Annotated in this window: 24 protein-coding genes and 2 pseudogenes; 1 reads left to right on the plus strand and 25 read right to left on the minus strand. The window is 38.4% G+C overall.

Annotated features, from left to right (window positions below; genetic code table 11):
• The 9 genes and pseudogenes from G630_RS25125 to G630_RS22315 form a co-directional block, all read right to left on the minus strand.
• Positions 1-447, minus strand: a 447-nt coding sequence (locus G630_RS25125) for a hypothetical protein (RefSeq protein ID WP_196805808.1), incomplete at its 3' end; no start/stop codon positions are given.
• Positions 448-587: 140 nt separating this feature from the next.
• Complete coding sequence (locus G630_RS0115965; protein WP_026499169.1) at positions 588-1169, minus strand: DUF6434 domain-containing protein; 582 nt, start codon at positions 1167-1169, stop codon at positions 588-590.
• Positions 1170-1233: 64 nt separating this feature from the next.
• On the minus strand, positions 1234-2040 hold the full coding sequence (locus G630_RS0115970; protein ID WP_022763582.1) for a CPBP family intramembrane glutamic endopeptidase: 807 nt from the start codon (positions 2038-2040) through the stop codon (positions 1234-1236).
• A gap of 83 nt (positions 2041-2123) precedes the next feature.
• Positions 2124-2714: pseudogene (locus G630_RS25470) on the minus strand (hypothetical protein).
• Positions 2623-2931, minus strand: coding sequence for an ATP-binding cassette domain-containing protein (locus tag G630_RS23870; RefSeq protein ID WP_026499171.1), 309 nt, complete (start codon positions 2929-2931; stop codon positions 2623-2625). The pseudogene G630_RS25470 and the gene G630_RS23870 overlap by 92 nt, the downstream one beginning before the upstream one ends.
• Positions 2932-2998: 67 nt before the next feature.
• Positions 2999-3847, minus strand: a complete 849-nt coding sequence (locus tag G630_RS0115985) for an endo alpha-1,4 polygalactosaminidase (RefSeq protein WP_196805809.1) — start codon at positions 3845-3847, stop codon at positions 2999-3001.
• 263 nt (positions 3848-4110) lie between these two features.
• The gene (locus tag G630_RS0115990; RefSeq protein WP_026499173.1) at positions 4111-5307 is read right to left on the minus strand and encodes a glycosyltransferase; all 1197 of its coding nucleotides are present in this window, start codon (positions 5305-5307) and stop codon (positions 4111-4113) included.
• 50 nt (positions 5308-5357) lie between these two features.
• The gene (locus G630_RS0115995) at positions 5358-6626 is read right to left on the minus strand and encodes an ATP-binding protein (protein WP_026499174.1); all 1269 of its coding nucleotides are present in this window, start codon (positions 6624-6626) and stop codon (positions 5358-5360) included.
• 84 nt (positions 6627-6710) lie between these two features.
• Positions 6711-6899 carry an HD domain-containing protein gene (locus tag G630_RS22315; RefSeq protein ID WP_022763449.1) on the minus strand — a complete coding sequence of 63 codons (189 nt, stop codon included), beginning with the start codon at positions 6897-6899 and terminating at the stop codon, positions 6711-6713.
• 218 nt (positions 6900-7117) lie between these two features.
• On the opposite strand from G630_RS22315, the gene G630_RS0116005 reads away from it, so the two are divergent.
• A complete protein-coding gene (locus G630_RS0116005; RefSeq protein ID WP_022763448.1) occupies positions 7118-8653 on the plus strand; it encodes a methyl-accepting chemotaxis protein in 1536 nt (511 codons plus the stop codon).
• A 233-nt stretch (positions 8654-8886) separates the two neighbouring features.
• Here the strand turns inward: G630_RS0116005 and G630_RS25960 are convergent.
• The 16 genes and pseudogenes from G630_RS25960 to G630_RS24830 all read right to left on the minus strand — a co-directional run.
• Positions 8887-9021 (minus strand): annotated as a pseudogene (locus G630_RS25960) (DUF6462 family protein); the annotation flags it as partial.
• Between the two features lie 471 nt (positions 9022-9492).
• Positions 9493-10254 (minus strand): GNAT family N-acetyltransferase, encoded by a 762-nt coding sequence (locus G630_RS0116020; RefSeq protein ID WP_026499175.1) that lies wholly within the window; start codon positions 10252-10254, stop codon positions 9493-9495.
• Between the two features lie 6 nt (positions 10255-10260).
• Entirely contained in the window at positions 10261-11049 is a 789-nt protein-coding gene (locus G630_RS0116025) for a class I SAM-dependent methyltransferase (protein ID WP_026499176.1), read from the minus strand.
• A gap of 139 nt (positions 11050-11188) precedes the next feature.
• Positions 11189-11632 carry a DJ-1/PfpI family protein gene (locus G630_RS22325; protein ID WP_049946265.1) on the minus strand — a complete coding sequence of 148 codons (444 nt, stop codon included), beginning with the start codon at positions 11630-11632 and terminating at the stop codon, positions 11189-11191.
• Positions 11629-12174, minus strand: a complete 546-nt coding sequence (locus G630_RS25635; RefSeq protein WP_081668015.1) for a DUF5131 family protein — start codon at positions 12172-12174, stop codon at positions 11629-11631. Before G630_RS25635 ends, G630_RS22325 begins: the two co-directional genes overlap by 4 nt.
• Before the next feature lie 80 nt (positions 12175-12254).
• Complete coding sequence (locus G630_RS0116045; RefSeq protein ID WP_022763440.1) at positions 12255-12437, minus strand: hypothetical protein; 183 nt, start codon at positions 12435-12437, stop codon at positions 12255-12257.
• An 11-nt stretch (positions 12438-12448) separates the two neighbouring features.
• Positions 12449-12763, minus strand: a complete 315-nt coding sequence (locus tag G630_RS0116050; RefSeq protein WP_026499177.1) for a TfoX/Sxy family protein — start codon at positions 12761-12763, stop codon at positions 12449-12451.
• 75 nt (positions 12764-12838) lie between these two features.
• Positions 12839-12958 carry a class I SAM-dependent methyltransferase gene (locus tag G630_RS25865; RefSeq protein WP_242829221.1) on the minus strand — a complete coding sequence of 40 codons (120 nt, stop codon included), beginning with the start codon at positions 12956-12958 and terminating at the stop codon, positions 12839-12841.
• A gap of 1 nt (position 12959) precedes the next feature.
• Complete coding sequence (locus G630_RS24385; protein WP_196805810.1) at positions 12960-13133, minus strand: hypothetical protein; 174 nt, start codon at positions 13131-13133, stop codon at positions 12960-12962.
• Positions 13134-13146: 13 nt separating this feature from the next.
• Positions 13147-13794: a metallophosphoesterase family protein gene (locus G630_RS23875; RefSeq protein WP_022763437.1), complete on the minus strand. Its 648-nt coding sequence runs from the start codon at positions 13792-13794 to the stop codon at positions 13147-13149.
• Between the two features lie 136 nt (positions 13795-13930).
• Positions 13931-14521, minus strand: a complete 591-nt coding sequence (locus G630_RS0116075; RefSeq protein ID WP_022763435.1) for an HD domain-containing protein — start codon at positions 14519-14521, stop codon at positions 13931-13933.
• A gap of 76 nt (positions 14522-14597) precedes the next feature.
• Positions 14598-14816, minus strand: a complete 219-nt coding sequence (locus G630_RS0116080) for an NUDIX hydrolase (protein WP_026499179.1) — start codon at positions 14814-14816, stop codon at positions 14598-14600.
• 22 nt (positions 14817-14838) lie between these two features.
• Positions 14839-15069 carry a tautomerase family protein gene (locus G630_RS0116085; protein ID WP_022763431.1) on the minus strand — a complete coding sequence of 77 codons (231 nt, stop codon included), beginning with the start codon at positions 15067-15069 and terminating at the stop codon, positions 14839-14841.
• Between the two features lie 30 nt (positions 15070-15099).
• The gene (locus G630_RS22340) at positions 15100-15660 is read right to left on the minus strand and encodes a histidine phosphatase family protein (protein ID WP_022763430.1); all 561 of its coding nucleotides are present in this window, start codon (positions 15658-15660) and stop codon (positions 15100-15102) included.
• A 315-nt stretch (positions 15661-15975) separates the two neighbouring features.
• Entirely contained in the window at positions 15976-16482 is a 507-nt protein-coding gene (locus tag G630_RS0116095; RefSeq protein ID WP_026499180.1) for a nitroreductase family protein, read from the minus strand.
• 572 nt (positions 16483-17054) lie between these two features.
• A complete protein-coding gene (locus tag G630_RS24830) occupies positions 17055-17216 on the minus strand; it encodes a DUF6462 family protein (protein WP_044928545.1) in 162 nt (53 codons plus the stop codon).
• Positions 17217-17254 lie beyond the last annotated feature (38 nt).

Below are 17254 nucleotides of genomic sequence, written 5' to 3' on the forward strand. Positions count from 1 at the left end.
ACAGTGAAAAAATATATAGAAAGCCAGCGCACGGATGACCACAAAAGAAAATATGAAAGAACAGGACGATACAGCAAAGCGAAACGCTGAGGGCCAGCGATTCATCCCCCACCGACTATGTCGGAAGGAGTTTTCTCGCTGATACATCATAAAACAACATGCTATTCCCAAAATAAATATAAGACCGATAAACTTTATAACACTTTTCGGAAAATCATAAAGATTACCATTCATGTCTGTCCAACCCATGTAACTAAATACTGTCTTTTTCTCTGTATCTGCTATATCCCTGGCAATGTCCATAAATTTATTGCCCCTGCGCTCTGCATCCTCCAGGACATTCCAATACTTATCTACATCGAAGGATGCAATATCCACATCATCACTTTTCAAGCGTTTACGGTCAACAACTTTTTTAAAAAAAACATGTGATTTCTTCTGCTGCAAATGATTACACGTGTCATTTAAAAAAATAAAGACTCTACCATTATACTGAATAGAAAATTTGCACACAATCATTATCGACTGTGTGCAGATAAGCTCGTAAAAAACCAATCATGCTGATATTCGATGGTTTTTATTCCGATTTACTGTTCCAACACTTTAAGATCAGATCTCTCATATTTTTTTTGACCTTTGAGGCTTTTCTTATACTTCCAGCATCTTATAGCATCATCCAGCGAAGCACCTTTGTTATCTGCAAAGAAATCCCTGATATAGGTATTATACTCAAACTGCTTTCCAATAACGGTCTGCCCCTGCTTTGCTGTTCTTTTGATCTCATAATAAGCATCAATGGCATCACCATATGTTTTCCCAGAATTCGCTTTGAGCCATTTTTGAAATGTCACATTGAAAGAAAATGACTCTCCTATTTTGCTCTTAAAAAAGGCTCTATGAACCTCCGAACAAATAATGTTCTCTTCAATTTTACTGGTCTCTGTTATAGTGGTTATCTTTGCCTTTCTTTTAGTAGATGCTGTCCCCGATGAATTCTTGATTTTCCCCGTATCAAGATAGTATGCAATCCTCTCAGTAAGCTCTTGTTTTCCGCCGGAAGCAGGCAACCCGTTATCGTGGCAGAACTTTACAAGTTCTTCCTTCAGGTAATAATATTCAAGAAAATCTTGTCTCTTTAATCCCAACGTTAGTGTAGGTCTTTCAGACATACTGTCCTCCAATATCTTCCAATTTTATCCTCTACTACTACGATGTTAAAAACATTGTTTAGTATCAAGTTTGGAAACCCTTCTTTTTATGAATCATCACAATGATTGCAGCAATCACAAAAACTGAATTGCTTACTATCGTCTGTCTAAGATTTCCTCCAGTGCTTGATGCTCTATCAGCAATAGATTTCCCAGCTATTAGTCCGTACTTCGATAGTGTCATAAAATCCAAAGCAGCATGAAGAATAATCATTCCAAGTAGATTCTGCCACTTAACATATATTGCACACATCAATAATCCAAACATTGTATTAGCAAGAACCTGAATCAATGTCGCCTTAATATTCCCGTTCGCAAAATAGTTTCGAAAATGATATATCCCAAAAAACAGTGCTCCCAAAACTACGGATAGTACAGCTCTCTTTCCCTCTATACCAAGCCTATCCATGATAAGTTGCGTTACAGTTCCTCTCATGAACAATTCCTCAGAAAGGCCAATCATAAGGACAAAACAAATATAAAAAAAGATCTCAGTTACTGATTTAAACCTGGCAAAACCATTAATTGTATCCACTATAGTTACAACAGTTCCCATAATTGATATAGCCAATATTATTGCACCTGATAATAGACTGTTACCTAAATTTCTAAATGGTTTTTTTAATGAATCCGTTGTTCCTATGATAAATGCTATGAAAAATGACGGCAAAACCTTGGTTATTATCTCCCTAACAAAGAACGCCACATTAGATGCCCCAAACGATAACCGAAATATCTTTATAATTTGCCATATTGCCTCATGTATAACCAAATCTAAAACAAATGCTACTATAATTGCCAGCACTGTATGATTTTTGAAAAACTTCTGCATTACCTTTTGTACCTCTCAGTGTTTTTGTTATTTTTAAGATATCATGCAATTTGTACCTTAGTACATTTTACTGTAATATATCTTCACAGTAGTTCCCTTTTCCCGTTCAATCCTCTGAGTCTTATTTCTTCCAACTGCTCCACCGATAAAGTTCCTGCCTTGTAAAGCTTGAGATATTCATTCTCTATAGAGCTATTGAAAATCAGAAGATCATCGGTATTGATTGTCACCTCAACGCCATTTTCAACCAGCGTCTTTATTGGATGATGCTCATAATCTTTGGCATAGCGAAGCATCACATTGCTCGAGGGACAAACGTTGAGCTATATGTGATTATCCGCCAAAAATCGCATGGTATCTTTTGATGTGGCAGCACCAATCCCGTGATGAACTTCATCAAGTCCCAGCACTTCAACTGCTTTTCTTACATCATCTGCAGATCCCGACTCACCAACATGTATTATCTTAGTAAGTCCGTAATGTTCAGCTTTTCGATACAGGGGAATAAAAGCTTCAAATGGTCGAATATTCTCGCCGCCGCAGACATCGAGTGACTTAAAGAATCCTGTCTTTATATACTCATCAATTGAATCTGTCGCAGAATCGATATCGCACGCTGATATATAGGTAAGTTCCGGTTGTGAGAAGATTCTGCTTAACTGTAAGCTTCCCATCAAGAACTGAATTCTGAAAAACGATTCCGATTTCTTTTCTGATGGAATCATCTTCTCTTCCAAGCTCGTGTCCCATAACAAGGACTTCACCTGATGACTTTGGAAGTATTGTGCTCAGCATATTTATTGTCGTTGATTTACCGGCACCGTTTTCTCCAAGGAACGCAAACAGCTCACCCTGCTTTACGAAAAAAGAGATATTATTTACGGCAGTCATTTCCCCCACAAAAAAGCACAACTCAGGTGAGTTGCACTTTTCGTAAGGTGAAATACATTTTTTAGTTTCAGGACAAATCCAGACGCCCCGAAATATAGTATTTGTAATGCTTTTTCTTGCAATATTCTCTTATTTTATTGCTCAATTTTTTATCCTTGGTGTATTCCAGCAGATAGCATTTTTTATGGGCACGTTTTACAGTCTTTAAGTATTTTTTGAAATATTTCGTTTCATCGGAGTCGTTTTTCCCAAACTTATTCTTATCATAATCAATTATTTTTGAAAAAACCGTCTCCTGATTTACACCATCAAGAATCCCGTTAAGGTTGCCATTTTTCTCGTAATATTCTGTGATGAAGGTATCTCCTCCATTGATTATGACTTTTCCCTTTTTGCTAAGACCTTTGAGAATATTTTCCACACCGGCATATATGTTTTCAGTATGATACAGATAATAAACATCGATATTATCTACAAAAAAACCATCTACTCCGGTTTCATCTATCTCCGTAGAAAGCTCATTCAGGATAAAATTCTGCCATTTCTCCGTTGAGACATCGACCCATTTTTCATCAGGCCAATTAACATACACACCAAGTGTTATATCTTCGAATCTGCTGTAATAATCCCGATAATTCTCTATAGCTCCGACATTGATATAGCTGTAGACTTTATGTCCCTTTTTCTTTAGCTTCTTAATATCTTTTGATGAAAAGCCATTCTGAACATCGAGGACAATTGTCTTATAATCCCCGAACTTTTTCATGGCACTCTTTCCGGCATTTACCGATAGAAAAACGCCGTAATCGTAAGCAAATTTATTCCCGGCACAAACATTCATGCTAAACACTCCCATAAAAAAGCATACGCACAATGTCAACACCAGAACCCTTCGGCTTAAGTTTCTTTTAGCCACACTTATTAAATTCCCCATGATAAACCTTTTCATTCTCCTCACATATATTATTATTTGCCCGTAATTATTTTACAAAGCATAATCTGAAATGTACATAAGCTATTCATTAAAACTCTGAAATGAAATATTAGCCACTTCATATAAAAAACTCCTTATAACAAAAAAGTGTTCACGAAACCAACCGTTTTTGTGAACGCACATTAATGGAGATTTTCTACTATTATAATAAAGTGCTTTTATGATAGAAGCCAAAAGAAGATAAATCATATAACACTTTCAATTAATTGCACTGTTTCAGACAATCCACCCTCAGTCCTGATCTTATCAGATATTTCCATTGCATTTTTGCTTTTTTCATCATACGTATCTTGCATCTGAACAATGGAATTATAGATATTTTCTTCAGTCAGCTCCTTTGCTTTCAATGGTTCCGTGGCCACATTTAAATTTCTAAGCTGCATTGCAAATCCCATCTGGTCCAGCACATGAGGAACCGGTATAGACGGTATTCCATAGATCATGGTTGCAGCAGATGTTCCAAAACCACAGTGATGAATCACGAAGCTGCACTGTTTGAAGAGCCAGCTGTGAGGAACACTCCCAACAGATATCATTGTTTCCGGAAGTTTATACTCTTCAAGTGATTTTTGAAAGCCTTGTATGATTGCCCTGCATCCCGCCTTTTGAAATGCTTTGACAAACATATCCAGTTTATCCGTTTCTGCTTTATCTTCGAATGACATTGCGCCGAGTGCGAGCAGAACAGGCTTTTCACCACTTTTAAGAAAGGCTGTTAATTCCTCACTTGGCGAATATACCTCCTCTTCTTCAAACCAATAGCCTGTCAAAATATGCTGGTCTTCCCAATACGGGCTTCTTGTCACAACAAATTTACTTATGGGGATCAGGTCGAGTTTTTGAGACATCAGGGAATCACCGACTCTCATCGCTTTAAGACCATAAACCTTTCTGATCTTGTTATATGGCTTGTTTATCTGTTTACCGATCAAGCCCCCGATAAGCTTATTAATAAATGTCTGCGGCTTTTTCTTTTCGGGGATCATTTCAATCTGCAAAGTCACGTTTACTGTGGGAATATTCAAGGCCTCTGCTTCTACTGCTCCCATCTGACTGTGACTTACTATGATAAGATCATTTCCTTTGCATGCCTCATATATTTCATTCGTTGAATTCTGAATGATCTTAAATATGAAATTCATTGTCCTAAGCATGCTAAGGGCAGCATTTGAACTTTTACCTCTGATAACAGCTGCTTCCATCTCTATATCAATATCAGGTCCGACGGGAAGAAAAGAAATACCCGATTCTTCAATAAGTTTTCTCCAACAGGGATGAGAACCGAGTTTAACATCATGTCCGTTTTTCTTAAGAGCCCTTGCAAGATATATGTACGGTTGGATATCTCCTCTTGTTCCCATTGTGAAAATGATAGTTTTCATGAAATATATAACTCCTAACCTGCTGCATTATATAAAAATATAATATTCAATCAGAATGCTACCCCCATAATAAACTTATAAACAGGTATCACTTCTATGGTAAGACCATCTTTCGTAATCGTACGTTCTTCCTCATTAGTAACTATAATAAGGCGTCGTATCCCCTTTGTTTTCTCTGCAAAAGATACAAGACTCTTAGTCTCTCTGTCTTCTGCTGTCTCTAAACTATACACAACCTGAATAGCACAGTTTTCTTCAGGAATAAAGAAATCAATATCTATTCCCGTCTGCCTGGATTTGAAATAATATACTTCTTCAAACCTACGCTTTAAATATACCGCAACTGCATTCTCTAATAGCGCTGATGGTTTATCTACAAGGAACAATGACAAAATGCCATTATCATAAAAATAAAACCTTGGAGTGCTCTCTTTTTCTGCAAACTTCGAGACATAATTCCTGTTTCTGAACAGGAGATATGCGTTTTCAGCATACGAAACGTAGTCAATCATCGAATCTGTTGATGTCTTAATTCCTGTTGCTTTTACATTTCCTGCCAGCGTATTGAAAGATATTTCATGCATCACTGTTTCAGCTATTTTCTTTATCATAAGCCTGAGGGCCATCTTATTATTCACTTTTTCACGCTCTATAATGTCTCCAAGGAGAACCTTCTCATAGACACTCTTTATATATTCTCTTTTGTTGGATAAAAGCTGCGCTTCAGGAAAGCCACCACTCAAAATATATTCCTGGCATCCTCTGCGAACTTTGGCAGCTTTAGAAGTTGTCAGAAATGCCTTTTCATCATGAGCTATCTCCTTGTAATCCAGTGACTCACTAAGAGAAAAAGGCATGATCATTTTGGACAAATATCTGCCTCCAAGAGCCTTTTCCATTTCAGAGCTAAGCATCTTAGCATTGCTTCCCGTAATGTATACATGCTTTTTCTGATCAGCCATTCTTCTGGCAAAATGTTCCCAGCCGTCAATGATCTGAATCTCATCAAAGAAATAGTATAACTCTTTGGCATCCGTGAGCTCATAAGCAGTCTCTACGATGTCATTAAAGTCATCCTTTGAAAACCCCAATAGTCTGTCATCCTCGAAATTGACATAAATTATCTGAGACCAATCGCATCCTGCTTCAACAAGTTCTCTGGCTATTTTATATAAAAGTGTCGATTTTCCCGCTCGTCTAAGCCCGACAAGAATATAATTGACATTCTTTTCGAAGTCATAGTCACGTTCTATGATTTCAGCACTTTGAATTATCTCAATCTGATCAAGGATGACCCGTTTCAATATATTATGATTCATGTCCGCCTCCGGTTATCATATTGATACGATGTTCTATGTTGATTTTATCGCACGCACACGACAAAATCAAGAATATTTATCTTGTCAAAAAGATAAACAAGTAATTCCACAGAGCTCATACTCGTTTTCTGACCATGTATCTATAGGAGATTCATTGTGCTGTATAAGAGCTTCAAGCTTATCAAGAGACTTGTATAGCTTTGCTTCCTTAGTTTCCTGCGCATCCATCTCTTTGTATAGCTCAGATATATCTTTAGATAATTCCTCTGGCAAAGATTGCACCTTCTTTATATATGTAAGAAGAAGTAATGCTGTATGCAATTAAATGCCGGAAAGACAGGTGATACAAGGTGAAATAAATAATTCATTTCAACGCAGAGTTTTTTAATAATTATTTCATAGATATTTACTTATGAGAATTTGCGGAATTTAGTATTATAGTTATGACAATCTAGTTAATATAAACCATTTATCTCAGGAGGTAATTATCAATGAATAAAAAATCTGCTTTTGAAGTATACCTGTCTGCGGTTTTTAAATGGGGTATTACTGCACTGGTATCGGCCTGTATGTTTGCTACAGCAATGTTCATAGTAGAAAAGACAATTGGCTTTTATCAGGTTATCCCTTGGATCGCAGTAATAATTTTCAGTATCATGGATGTGTGTTTCTTTATTACAGGAATGCTGATTCTGAAGTCTTCATTTGATGAAGATGGATATTTAAAAGATGGAAAACTTCAAATAGGAAAGATTTTCTGCTCAGTTGTTCTTATCCTTCAGTGGAACTACATTATTTACATGGTTCCGACCAGAACATTCTGGGGATTTTTATGTTTCTTCCTGATACTTATCGGATTCTTTATGGATATTAAGCTACTGTCCGTTACCGGTAGTATTTGTATTGTTTCTATGTTTATTGCATGGTTTGTCAGAGGCACAGCTCTTTTGCCAGTAAAAGACGAACTCTTTATTACAGATGTAATCATGTGTGTTGTAGGCCTTGTGCTTTCGTTAGCCGGCCTTGTAATGTTCTTATTCTTTGTTTCACACTTTTTGATTACTGCCAAAAAGGATGAGCTTGAAGAGAACAACAGGCGTGTTACAGGTGTTATGGATGCTGTTCGTTCAATATCTTCCAAGATGGTAACTGCAGGAACAACTCTTTTGGATATCTCATCAAGTGAGAGCGCTTCAGCAGAAGAGTTATCAGCAACAAGTGATGAGCTTGTTAAAAACAGTAATATTCTTGGTAATAAAGCAGATGAGAGTATGGCAAACTTGTCAGAGCTTAATGATTGCGCAAGCATTGTAGAAGAAAATGTTGAGACTGTTGAGAAGACATCTGACAACCTTCTTAAGAAGTCAAAAGAAAATGAGAAATCATTAAATGATCTTCAGGGAATAAATTCGGAAGTTTCTGATTCTATGGCAGTTACAACAGATATTGCAGACAGACTTCTAAAGGCAGTAGAAGAAATTGGAACAACGCTTGAACTTATTCAGGGAATTTCGTCATCAACAAGCCTTCTTGCTCTTAATGCTTCAATTGAGGCCGCAAGAGCGGGTGATGCTGGAAAGGGATTTGCTGTTGTAGCAACTGAAGTTGGTAAGCTTGCAGAAAACACGCAGAGCTCACTTAAGGACGTTGGTGCAATAATTGAAAGAGTTCAGAAGAACGTAGAAGAGATTACAGGACAGGTTGAGATAAATGCCAATAAGCTTGCTGAACAGAATGAACAGTTTAAGACAGTATTTGGCGACATAAGTGAAATGACTACAATGCTGAATGATTCGGTTAATGCAATTGAAGAGATGAATGAGGCACATAAACGCCAGTCAGAAATCATCAGAAAAACTGTTGAGATTAACCAGAATATCGCAGAGAGTATCAGAAGTGAGAACGAGCAGTTTGTGGCTATCAGTACCATGGCTGGAAATAATGCTACAAATACTGAGCATGTTGCACAGCAGGCTAGTGCAATCAATGACATGGTTGATGAGATTAATCGTCTTCTAAATAATTAAAAAGATGTGAGTGTCAAAAGACTGTGCCTTCTAAAAAAGAGGGCACAGTCTTTTTCTATGTGCGCCTAGCGGCGCACGTTTCTAACGGGTTAAAGTCCCGAATCCGCCCGGTAGTGGGAAGGATATAGCCGAAAGCAAGGGTGTCTATACCCCATCGCCAGTCAGGCGAGTTGAGATTCCAAAAACAGATGGTGGTGTGCGCAAGCTTGGCATAGTGGGTTGTTGGCTTCAATTTCCTGGCACAATCTTACGAAGCCCCAATAACTCATTCCATACATCCTGGCTCCGTCCTGATAGGAAACAAAGTTCCTGGATCTGCCTTCACAATATTTGTCTAAATCAACTGGTGGTGGTTTTGGTCGATTCATCTTTAAGCCTCCTTCTTTGGTGGCCAAGATGTGTAAGAAAAGAAGAATATAAAAAGGACATACACATTCTTCTTTTCATTTGAAAAATGTATATGTCCTAATATAGTTAGATTTATTTATTGCTTCTGGAGTCAGGCAAGATAACCGGTATTATCTTCTCATGATCAACTGTTCCTCATGAATCTGAATCATTTTTTGCCACATTTTGACAACACTAAATGACTCCAATAAGCGAATAGAGCGGAAGTCCGCCAGGTACAATCTCGGTACTGAACGCCGTAGAAGGCCGTTGGGCTCCAAAGAAATCGTAGTACTTTTATGGCACGCTTGGATTTATTTGGACGATTTTACCTCTCCATGGCCAGGCTATATACTGTAATAGTTTCAGCTTCTGCAGTTTGTTAAACACTTTTTCCTTTGATGCCGGAAAAAAAGAAGTTTTTATTACTATCATGGCTTTACAAATCTCCATCACTTTTCACTCTTATACCACGGATGAGTCCCAACTATTTCAAACCCAACCGAGCAGGCCAGTCTCATCGAAGCTTCATTCCTTATATCACAGTCCCATACCGGAGTTTTTCCTCTTCTTAAAATTTCTTCTACCATTTCAGCGGCAACAATCCGTCCGTACCCTTTTCCGCGACATTCCTCTGCTGTCTCTACGCCGATATCCACATACTCTTTTGATACACCTGAAGCAAATGCACAAGCCAACATCCGTCCTTCCTCAATCAGGCAATACCCGAAACCGTTCTTAAAAAACTCTTCTCTATTTGGCCATGAGAAAGAAGGGATGATCCTTCCCTTCATCAATTCATAATTATCGTGTGATATTTCCTTGAGCTTAGCATCCAGCGTGTGCGGAATAATGTCTTTTTTTCCTTCAAACTCAAAAATATACCTCTCGTGTTTAGCAACCGTTGGAGTTCTCAGTATCATCTCCTCTAAGTGAGAGTCGTTCTCGGTTTGAAGTGCCATACGTCCCGAATGACCTTCCGGAGGATCCTGCATCAACTTCATAGTTTCTTCAATAAAGTTCTCGTCATAACTCCCCAGGATATTGGCGAATCCGCAATAATGCCACACTAATGCTGCTGTTGGTGCCTCGTCATCATCGACAAATATCTCGCCCGTTTGAATCCCCTCTAAAATGGACAGTGGGTATACTTTCTCTATTCTGATCTGATCAACCAAATGGTTGATTTTTCTGTAATCTGTAAGTTTTATCATTATTCCTTATTCCTTCACTTGCAGTTCAGCAATTGATATGTAGTGTTTTACCATAAAGTTCTCAGAAGCCTCTTTTTGTAGCATCTCCATGTGATCTTTATTCCATGCATCCAGCTGCTTTGGTGACATTGATGCCCCTACGCCTCTGCAGGCCCGCATTCTTCCATGCCATCCCTCTTTTGTGAACGGAATGTCAACTCTGAATTGCTCTTGCGATAATAAATCAAAATACCTCAAGTACTGCTCCGGCACCCAGACAGGATAAACTGTATCACCATAAGCTGTCCAGTTTGGATTATGCTTTAAAATGATCTCTTCACTTTTACCTGCTATCGGATCTTCATATGGAAGCCACCCCATGTAAAGAATCAGAAATTTGCCTTTCGATTTAAGCATTCTTGCAAAGTTTGGCGCCGTAATATCATGGTCAAAGTACCATATGCACTGGCATGCCGTTATCACATCAAATGTATTATCAGGAAAAGAAACTTCTTCTGCCCTGGATGTAAAGAAATCGATCTTCATCCCGGCTTCCTCAGAAAGTTCTTTTGCCTGCCTGATCTGATTATCGGCAATATCAGTTCCCGTCCACTTCGCGCCGTACTTATACATGTTCCTCGGAAGTACCCCTGTGCCGGTTCCTATATCAAGTATCCTCTGTCCGTCCTTACACAAACCCAGCTGCAAAATGTACTCATAAAACTCCTGCGGATAAATGTCCCTGTACTTGGCATAATCCTCTGATGTTTTGCCCCAGTCAAAGGGCCTTCCTTTATCAATATCCTGAATTATCATCAGCCTTCTCCAGCATCATCACATCATAACAGAGATAATCTCCATTCTCTGTTTCAATCCTGTTATACTCGATCTCTTTATATTTCTTACATCTTCCAGATTATTCTGGTCAGCCAAAAGTATTTTCACTTTTCCCTCCTTAGTACCCCATTGCTGTACGTACTTCGCTCATCTTTTCTTCTCCCATAAGAATGCTTAAGAGAGAAAATGCAACTCCCGGAGCAGTCTGTGGACAATATGATGTGATGATATTATCTGTCTGAACGATAGGCTCATTTATTACCTCAACACCATATTCACCTAGTTGTTTCTGCCTGTTTCCACCATTTAAGTGATATATTGTTGCTTTCTTTCCTGTCAGGATTCCACTATGAGCAAGTGCCAGAGCTGCAACGCAGACAGACGCTATAGGTTTATGCTGGCTGTTAAACCCTCTTATTAATTCAGATACTTCTTCGGAAAAAGCTTCATCATAAAATCCATATTCTTCAAATCCGCCCGGAATAGCCAACGCATCATAATCTTCTATTTTCACTTCATTTAAAAGTGTATCTACTGTAACCGGAACTCCAAATGTACTCACAACAGTTTTGCTCCTGTCTGGTGATAATAAAATGAGATTCCGTTCTCTTTACACTGTAACCATACCTTCTCTACCCATTTATAATCGCAGACCCTTGCATTTGCTCCTGACTCTCCACCTACGGAAACCTCCTCGATGAGCGGTCGCCCATCGGTACGCTCAGGTCTTTTAGTAATCATAAAGAATGTACAATCTGAACGCTCATGCATCATTTCCCAGGCATCTTTTCTCCATCCATCTGCATCGGGATGAAAAAAATCTGAAGAAAAACATGTATAAATGTGTGACCCGCATGGAACCTTATACATGCCCTTATACTGTCCTGACCTTAGTTTTCGTATTGGGAGATTAAAGTTATCTGTCTTATGAAGGACTGTAGGGTCCTTTCCTATGGACTCATCTCTACGGTAAACATAACAATGTAGGCACCCTGTACTTGCTCTGGTGCATCCATGCCACAGATTCCAGTTAAGTGCCAGCGGAGGCCGTGGATCATTGTGTTTTTCCTCAAAAAACGATAATTGCTCCATCATGAAAACCATCCAGTTAGATATGAATCACTCCCCACTATCCCAAACTCACAGCCCAAATGCAAAGATTTTCATCGTAACTATTCATTCTTTCACTCCGCAGGCCAAACATCGCCTATATTAAGCCCTCTATCTATAAGCCATGCATCCTCTACAGATACAAACTTTGTCTGGCCCTCTTCGTTTTCAAGTGTTACTGAGACCTTTGGCTTTTCTCCTGGCGCGAGCTCCTCGCAGCCAAAGTCCCCATCAAAAAATTGCTTTATCTTCCACATGAATTTCTGCCTCACTTCTTTTTCTTGGGCTCAGGAAGCTCATCATACATTGCTTCCAAAAGATCTCTAAGAAACTTCTTATTATCAACATCATCAACAAGCAGCATCTTTTTTGCCCCTTCATAAGGAAGCTCCAGATCAGCGTCAGGCATCTTGTCTATGGCTGCCTTTACGTTCTTTACAAGGAAGCGGTCATCATAGATACCACCAACGATCTTGCCACGATAATAGATGATGTACTCGCCCATCATTGCCTTATATGTTATTTCATCAAGCCCCGAAAGCTGTTCTAAGATAAAATCCAGATACTCTTTAGTTGATGCCATACTTACCTCTTTCACTCATGTTTCTTAGAATAATAAATAAACTCGTTATCCCGTCTTGCTTCTATATACCCAAGCTTAGAATAAAATGCATTTGTTCTGACATTCCAAATATAAAGGAATCTTTTCCTCTTTTGAAAAGTGATGTAACGATTCCACAGAAACTGCAGCATCAAATATTCCATCTCCAAAGGGCACATCAAAGTATGACCCGCAGATTGTTGTAATATCCCTGTCCAATCAGATCATCTATATAGCAATCCAACTGCTTGTCATCTGACCAGTCATCGTTCCATGGTTCTATAGTAAACACACTTACAAACAGCTTTTTTATCGCTTCTTTTTGCTCAATTCCAATTCGCTTCAGTTCCATTTATAGGCACCTCTCAGCTTATCCGCTGTAAAATCCCCGTAACATCAACTCCCGGATGCGTCAGGTACATTCTGCAAATGCTCTCTGCAAGCTCTTCTGATATCTTTAGCTTCTTGGCAATTTCTTTATGCGTTTTTCCTTTATCTGTCATGTCCATTGCCTTGGAAATAATCCTGTCTATATCCTTTGGAAGCCTTGAATCCTGACCCGAGTTATCTATGACTCTTTTTCTAAACTCAAACTGTCCAGAGCCCGATATCTCAAGAAGGGCAAAAGACACTTCCTGCTCCGGTTTCCTTTTTCCACAGCAGCCAGGATTAAACCAGACCTGCCCATCTTTCTCTACCAGGCTGTATTTATGGCTGTGTCCATATATGATAATTGTTATCCCCGTCAGATCATCGTGAATTTTACCTTTGTTGTGAATAACATAGATCTTATTGCCAAGAAATTCTTCTATCGCAGTCTCCGGAAGATTTTCAGCCCACTCTTTATCCGCATTTCCTCTCACAACTGTAACGGGAGCAATCTCCTCAAGCCGATCAATGACTGCTTTATTATCTATGTCTCCGGCATGAATGATATGATCAACACCTTTAAAGCCATCAATCACTTCCTGCCTTAATAGTCCATGTGTATCTGAAAGGATTCCTATAAGCATCGTTTTTACCCTCTACTTAATCATTGCACGCTCTGTGTTTAACTCAAAACCAAATTTTCTATACAAGCCATCTTAAGGAGTCTTTGGATATCTTCCATTCTCATATTCTCTGCACCATCTATTATTCTGTAATCCATCATCCTTCGTACCTATACCCAGTTTCCAAATAGTATTCTTCAAGAAAATCTTTCATATACTCATGCCTCTTTTGGGCCATCTCCTTAGCTGCATCAGTATTCATTTCTTCTTTTAACAAAAGAAGTTTATCGTAAAAATGCTTTATGGAGTCTGACAAGCCCCTTCCAGCCTTCCCGCCATATGCAAATGTTCTGGCAATCCCTATCGCTCCAATGGCATCAAGTCTGTCTGCATCCTGGACAATCCTTCCCTCCAGTGTTTCGGGCCTTCTGCCTCTGTTATGGCTGAATGACACGGAATTAATAATTTTGCAGATCTGTTCTACCATTTCTGACGGAAGGCCTTTTTGTTCCATAAATGATCTGGCATTTGCATTGTTTTCTGTGCTGAAAAGCTTATAATCATCAGCGTCATGTAATAATGCAGCTAATGAAATTGCAAAACCATCTGCCTCAGGGTATGCTTCCATAAGTATCTGAGCGTTGTGATATACCCTCATGGTATGATCTGCTCCATGCCCATCGGAATTCCCTGCAAACAGCTTATTAACATACTCTATTGCTTCACTGATTATCATGTCACTGCTCATTTAAGTCTCGTCCTTCATCAATCTTTCTTAATGTATTACAATAGTTTATCCAACTCACAAAGAAGCTTCTACTCCTTTACATCAAGTAAGTCCTTAGCACGCTTATTTCATCCTGTGTCAGGTGTTTATCACCAAAAGATTTAACTCTGCAAAGATAATAATTATTGATGTTATGCCTGTGAATCAGATTGTAATAATCGCTTACTACTCCAATCTTACATATCACTTCAACCTCAGCACCCAGTTCCTCAATACTTGCTCTGTCGTTCTCTACTGCCTTTCGATACTCTATCATTAATTCAATACCTCATAGATATTTATTCACATGTATATCCTGGTCTTTTATATAAATACTGATCATCCGGAACAATGTTTTTATCCCATACTTGTTCTTTCCAGCTTTCCTCCGGAATATCTTTGATTGCAACAGAAATGCTCGTAGTCTTGCATCCAAGCGTCTCAGCGATTACTTCCGCAACTCTTTCCGCGCATTCTTTTTTCTGCTCTTCTGTTCTTCCTGAAAAGCACTTAATTTCAACGTGTGGCATTATCCTTTTCTCCTGCTTCATCAACTGGCTTTAGAACATGTTGAAAAAAGAAGTTTCTTTTCCTTCTTCCTTTTTGCAGCACAGAATATTTCCCTGAATAACCGGCTCTGCCCTGTCATAGTAATCAATCTTATAATCTGATAATACCGTTCTTACAGCTGTCAATATTGCCCCGTGAGCTACAATCATTATTTTTTCATCTTCAGCAAAATCATATTTATCCAGCGCTCTTTGAGCTCTTTCACATAGCTCTGAAATTGTTTCCATCTTATATTTGGGATCTTCCAGATTAAGCTCCGGATACCATACTTCGCCCTCCAGAAGCCCACAATCTCTTTCTATGAAATCATCGTCAAATACAATTTCATCCTTGAAGCCAGTCTTCTCAGCTATAATCTCAGCGCTTTGCTTTGCCCTGTCCAAAGGACTGGCAATCAATCTGTCAAATCTGACTTTGTCTCTAACCATCTGATCTGCAAGGTCCTTTATTTGCTGAATACCTACATCGTTCATAGGGATATTCATATGCCCTTGCATTCTTTTCTCGTTATTCCAATCTGTCTGTCCATGTCTTACAAGGTAAAAAAGCATTTCTAAACACCTCCAAAAAGCATAGTTCTAATATATCAGAAAAAAGAGCCATCAGACAGCAATTATTCTGTCAAATGGCTCCTTCCCACAACGAGGAAAATAATGATTTCCTGGTATCTATGACTATAAATGCAATAGGCAATTCCGAATCCGATTAAAAACACCACGGATCCAATTACTACCGAAGATAAGTCTTCAAAAGCTACAATCATAGCTTCTTAGTTATAAACTTTGATGACTGAATAGCCTCTATTAAAAGCTTAACTTCCGCAAGTTCAAACTCTCTACTTGAATTGATTACGTATTATTCCGTGCCTATAAAATATTAATCATTGAATCTAAGGAATTTCTTTTCTTATTGCCTAAAAGACTTTTAAAATCATCAGAGCGATATCCTAAATCCAAAAAACAGATAGGATAGATATTTTTCTGCAAATTAAAGACTCTTTGTGTTTGCTCAACATCATTGACTCCAGCCCAACAAGTATCTAATCCAATATCAGTAGCAGCAAGCATCATATGTGTTGCAACAATTGTTCCATCCATTAAATAACTGTTTCCACCCTGAAAATTACTAGCAGCATCCTTGTCAGCACATACCAATATAACCATAGGTGCTCCATAACGGCAAGGATGAACACTATCCATTTTTTGAAGTGCTTCTTCACTTTTTAATATATATATGCGTTGTGGCTGCTTATTGAAAGCAGTTGGCGCCATACGTCCCGCTTCTAAAATATATTTAACCTGTTCTTCATTTGGTTTCTGATTACTGTACTTACGAACAGACTCTCTTGATTCTATAACTGTCTTAAATTCCATCTATAAATCTCCTTTTTTGCTTTGTTAATACAACTCCTATAACAGATATAGAAATTCCCCCAAGAACCCAAAGGTCCAACATAACATAGCAAATTTCATAAATGGTTTCCTCCTTCATTTGAATCATAATTCATTATACGGGCTAATTTTTTTAAATGTCAGTAAAACTTTTTCATAACACAAAAAGACCAGCCGAAGCCAGTCTAATTGTTTTAGTATCTTTTATGATATGTTCAAACATGTCAGCATCTGTTATAGTGATCAGAGACAGTCGAGAGCCTGGGATCTATTCTAGATGTGATCCCCTAACCGAGCCACACGGCTGTCTTTTTAATTTGTTTTATCTATCCAGCACCTTCTTTGTATTGCCGTGATGCTTGCTGTAATATGCTATCGCTGTACCAGCTATTAAACTTTCTCCAATTCTGCAAATATTTCATCGCTAATATCTTCGACAATCACATTGTAATGATGTCTCAGCCCTGATATAGCCTTTGATATCAATGCATAAAACTGTCTCACGTTTTTGAGCTGAAGTTTTCCTGTACATTGAACTGCATTTCCAAATGCTATTACTTATATATGGCACCTGCACAATCAGCTGCATGATTGACAGCTTTATAGCTCATTCCGTAATACTCGATTGCCATAGTGATAGTGATGAATGACTTCTGAGCAAATAGAAGATCCTCATCATCTATCTGATCTGAGAACATCCATATTGTTCCAAACATAATCATCCCTGCCTTTCTTCCAGCTTCTTTTTCTCTCT

Origin of the sequence: Butyrivibrio sp. WCD2001 (assembly GCF_000424485.1) — a bacterium.
In the GTDB taxonomy this organism is placed as follows: Bacteria; Bacillota; Clostridia; order Lachnospirales; family Lachnospiraceae; genus Butyrivibrio.

Coding starts and splice junctions, on each gene's coding strand:
- G630_RS24830 (WP_044928545.1), bottom strand. CDS start 17,216: ATGTTTGGAACAATATGGATGTTCTCAGATCAGATAGATGATGAGGAT.
- G630_RS0116075 (WP_022763435.1), bottom strand. CDS start 14,521: ATGAGCAGTGACATGATAATCAGTGAAGCAATAGAGTATGTTAATAAG.
- G630_RS0115995 (WP_026499174.1), bottom strand. CDS start 6,626: ATGAATCATAATATATTGAAACGGGTCATCCTTGATCAGATTGAGATA.
- G630_RS0116045 (WP_022763440.1), bottom strand. CDS start 12,437: ATGTGGAAGATAAAGCAATTTTTTGATGGGGACTTTGGCTGCGAGGAG.
- G630_RS24385 (WP_196805810.1), bottom strand. CDS start 13,133: ATGGAACTGAAGCGAATTGGAATTGAGCAAAAAGAAGCGATAAAAAAG.
- G630_RS23875 (WP_022763437.1), bottom strand. CDS start 13,794: ATGCTTATAGGAATCCTTTCAGATACACATGGACTATTAAGGCAGGAA.
- G630_RS0116085 (WP_022763431.1), bottom strand. CDS start 15,069: ATGCCACACGTTGAAATTAAGTGCTTTTCAGGAAGAACAGAAGAGCAG.
- G630_RS0115990 (WP_026499173.1), bottom strand. CDS start 5,307: ATGAAAACTATCATTTTCACAATGGGAACAAGAGGAGATATCCAACCG.
- G630_RS0115970 (WP_022763582.1), bottom strand. CDS start 2,040: ATGCAGAAGTTTTTCAAAAATCATACAGTGCTGGCAATTATAGTAGCA.
- G630_RS0116080 (WP_026499179.1), bottom strand. CDS start 14,816: ATGATAGAGTATCGAAAGGCAGTAGAGAACGACAGAGCAAGTATTGAG.
- G630_RS25635 (WP_081668015.1), bottom strand. CDS start 12,174: ATGGTTTTCATGATGGAGCAATTATCGTTTTTTGAGGAAAAACACAAT.
- G630_RS0116020 (WP_026499175.1), bottom strand. CDS start 10,254: ATGATAAAACTTACAGATTACAGAAAAATCAACCATTTGGTTGATCAG.
- G630_RS23870 (WP_026499171.1), bottom strand. CDS start 2,931: ATGACTGCCGTAAATAATATCTCTTTTTTCGTAAAGCAGGGTGAGCTG.
- G630_RS0116095 (WP_026499180.1), bottom strand. CDS start 16,482: ATGGAATTTAAGACAGTTATAGAATCAAGAGAGTCTGTTCGTAAGTAC.
- G630_RS22340 (WP_022763430.1), bottom strand. CDS start 15,660: ATGCTTTTTTACCTTGTAAGACATGGACAGACAGATTGGAATAACGAG.
- G630_RS0115965 (WP_026499169.1), bottom strand. CDS start 1,169: ATGTCTGAAAGACCTACACTAACGTTGGGATTAAAGAGACAAGATTTT.
- G630_RS0116005 (WP_022763448.1), top strand. CDS start 7,118: ATGAATAAAAAATCTGCTTTTGAAGTATACCTGTCTGCGGTTTTTAAA.
- G630_RS0116050 (WP_026499177.1), bottom strand. CDS start 12,763: ATGGCATCAACTAAAGAGTATCTGGATTTTATCTTAGAACAGCTTTCG.
- G630_RS0116025 (WP_026499176.1), bottom strand. CDS start 11,049: ATGATAATTCAGGATATTGATAAAGGAAGGCCCTTTGACTGGGGCAAA.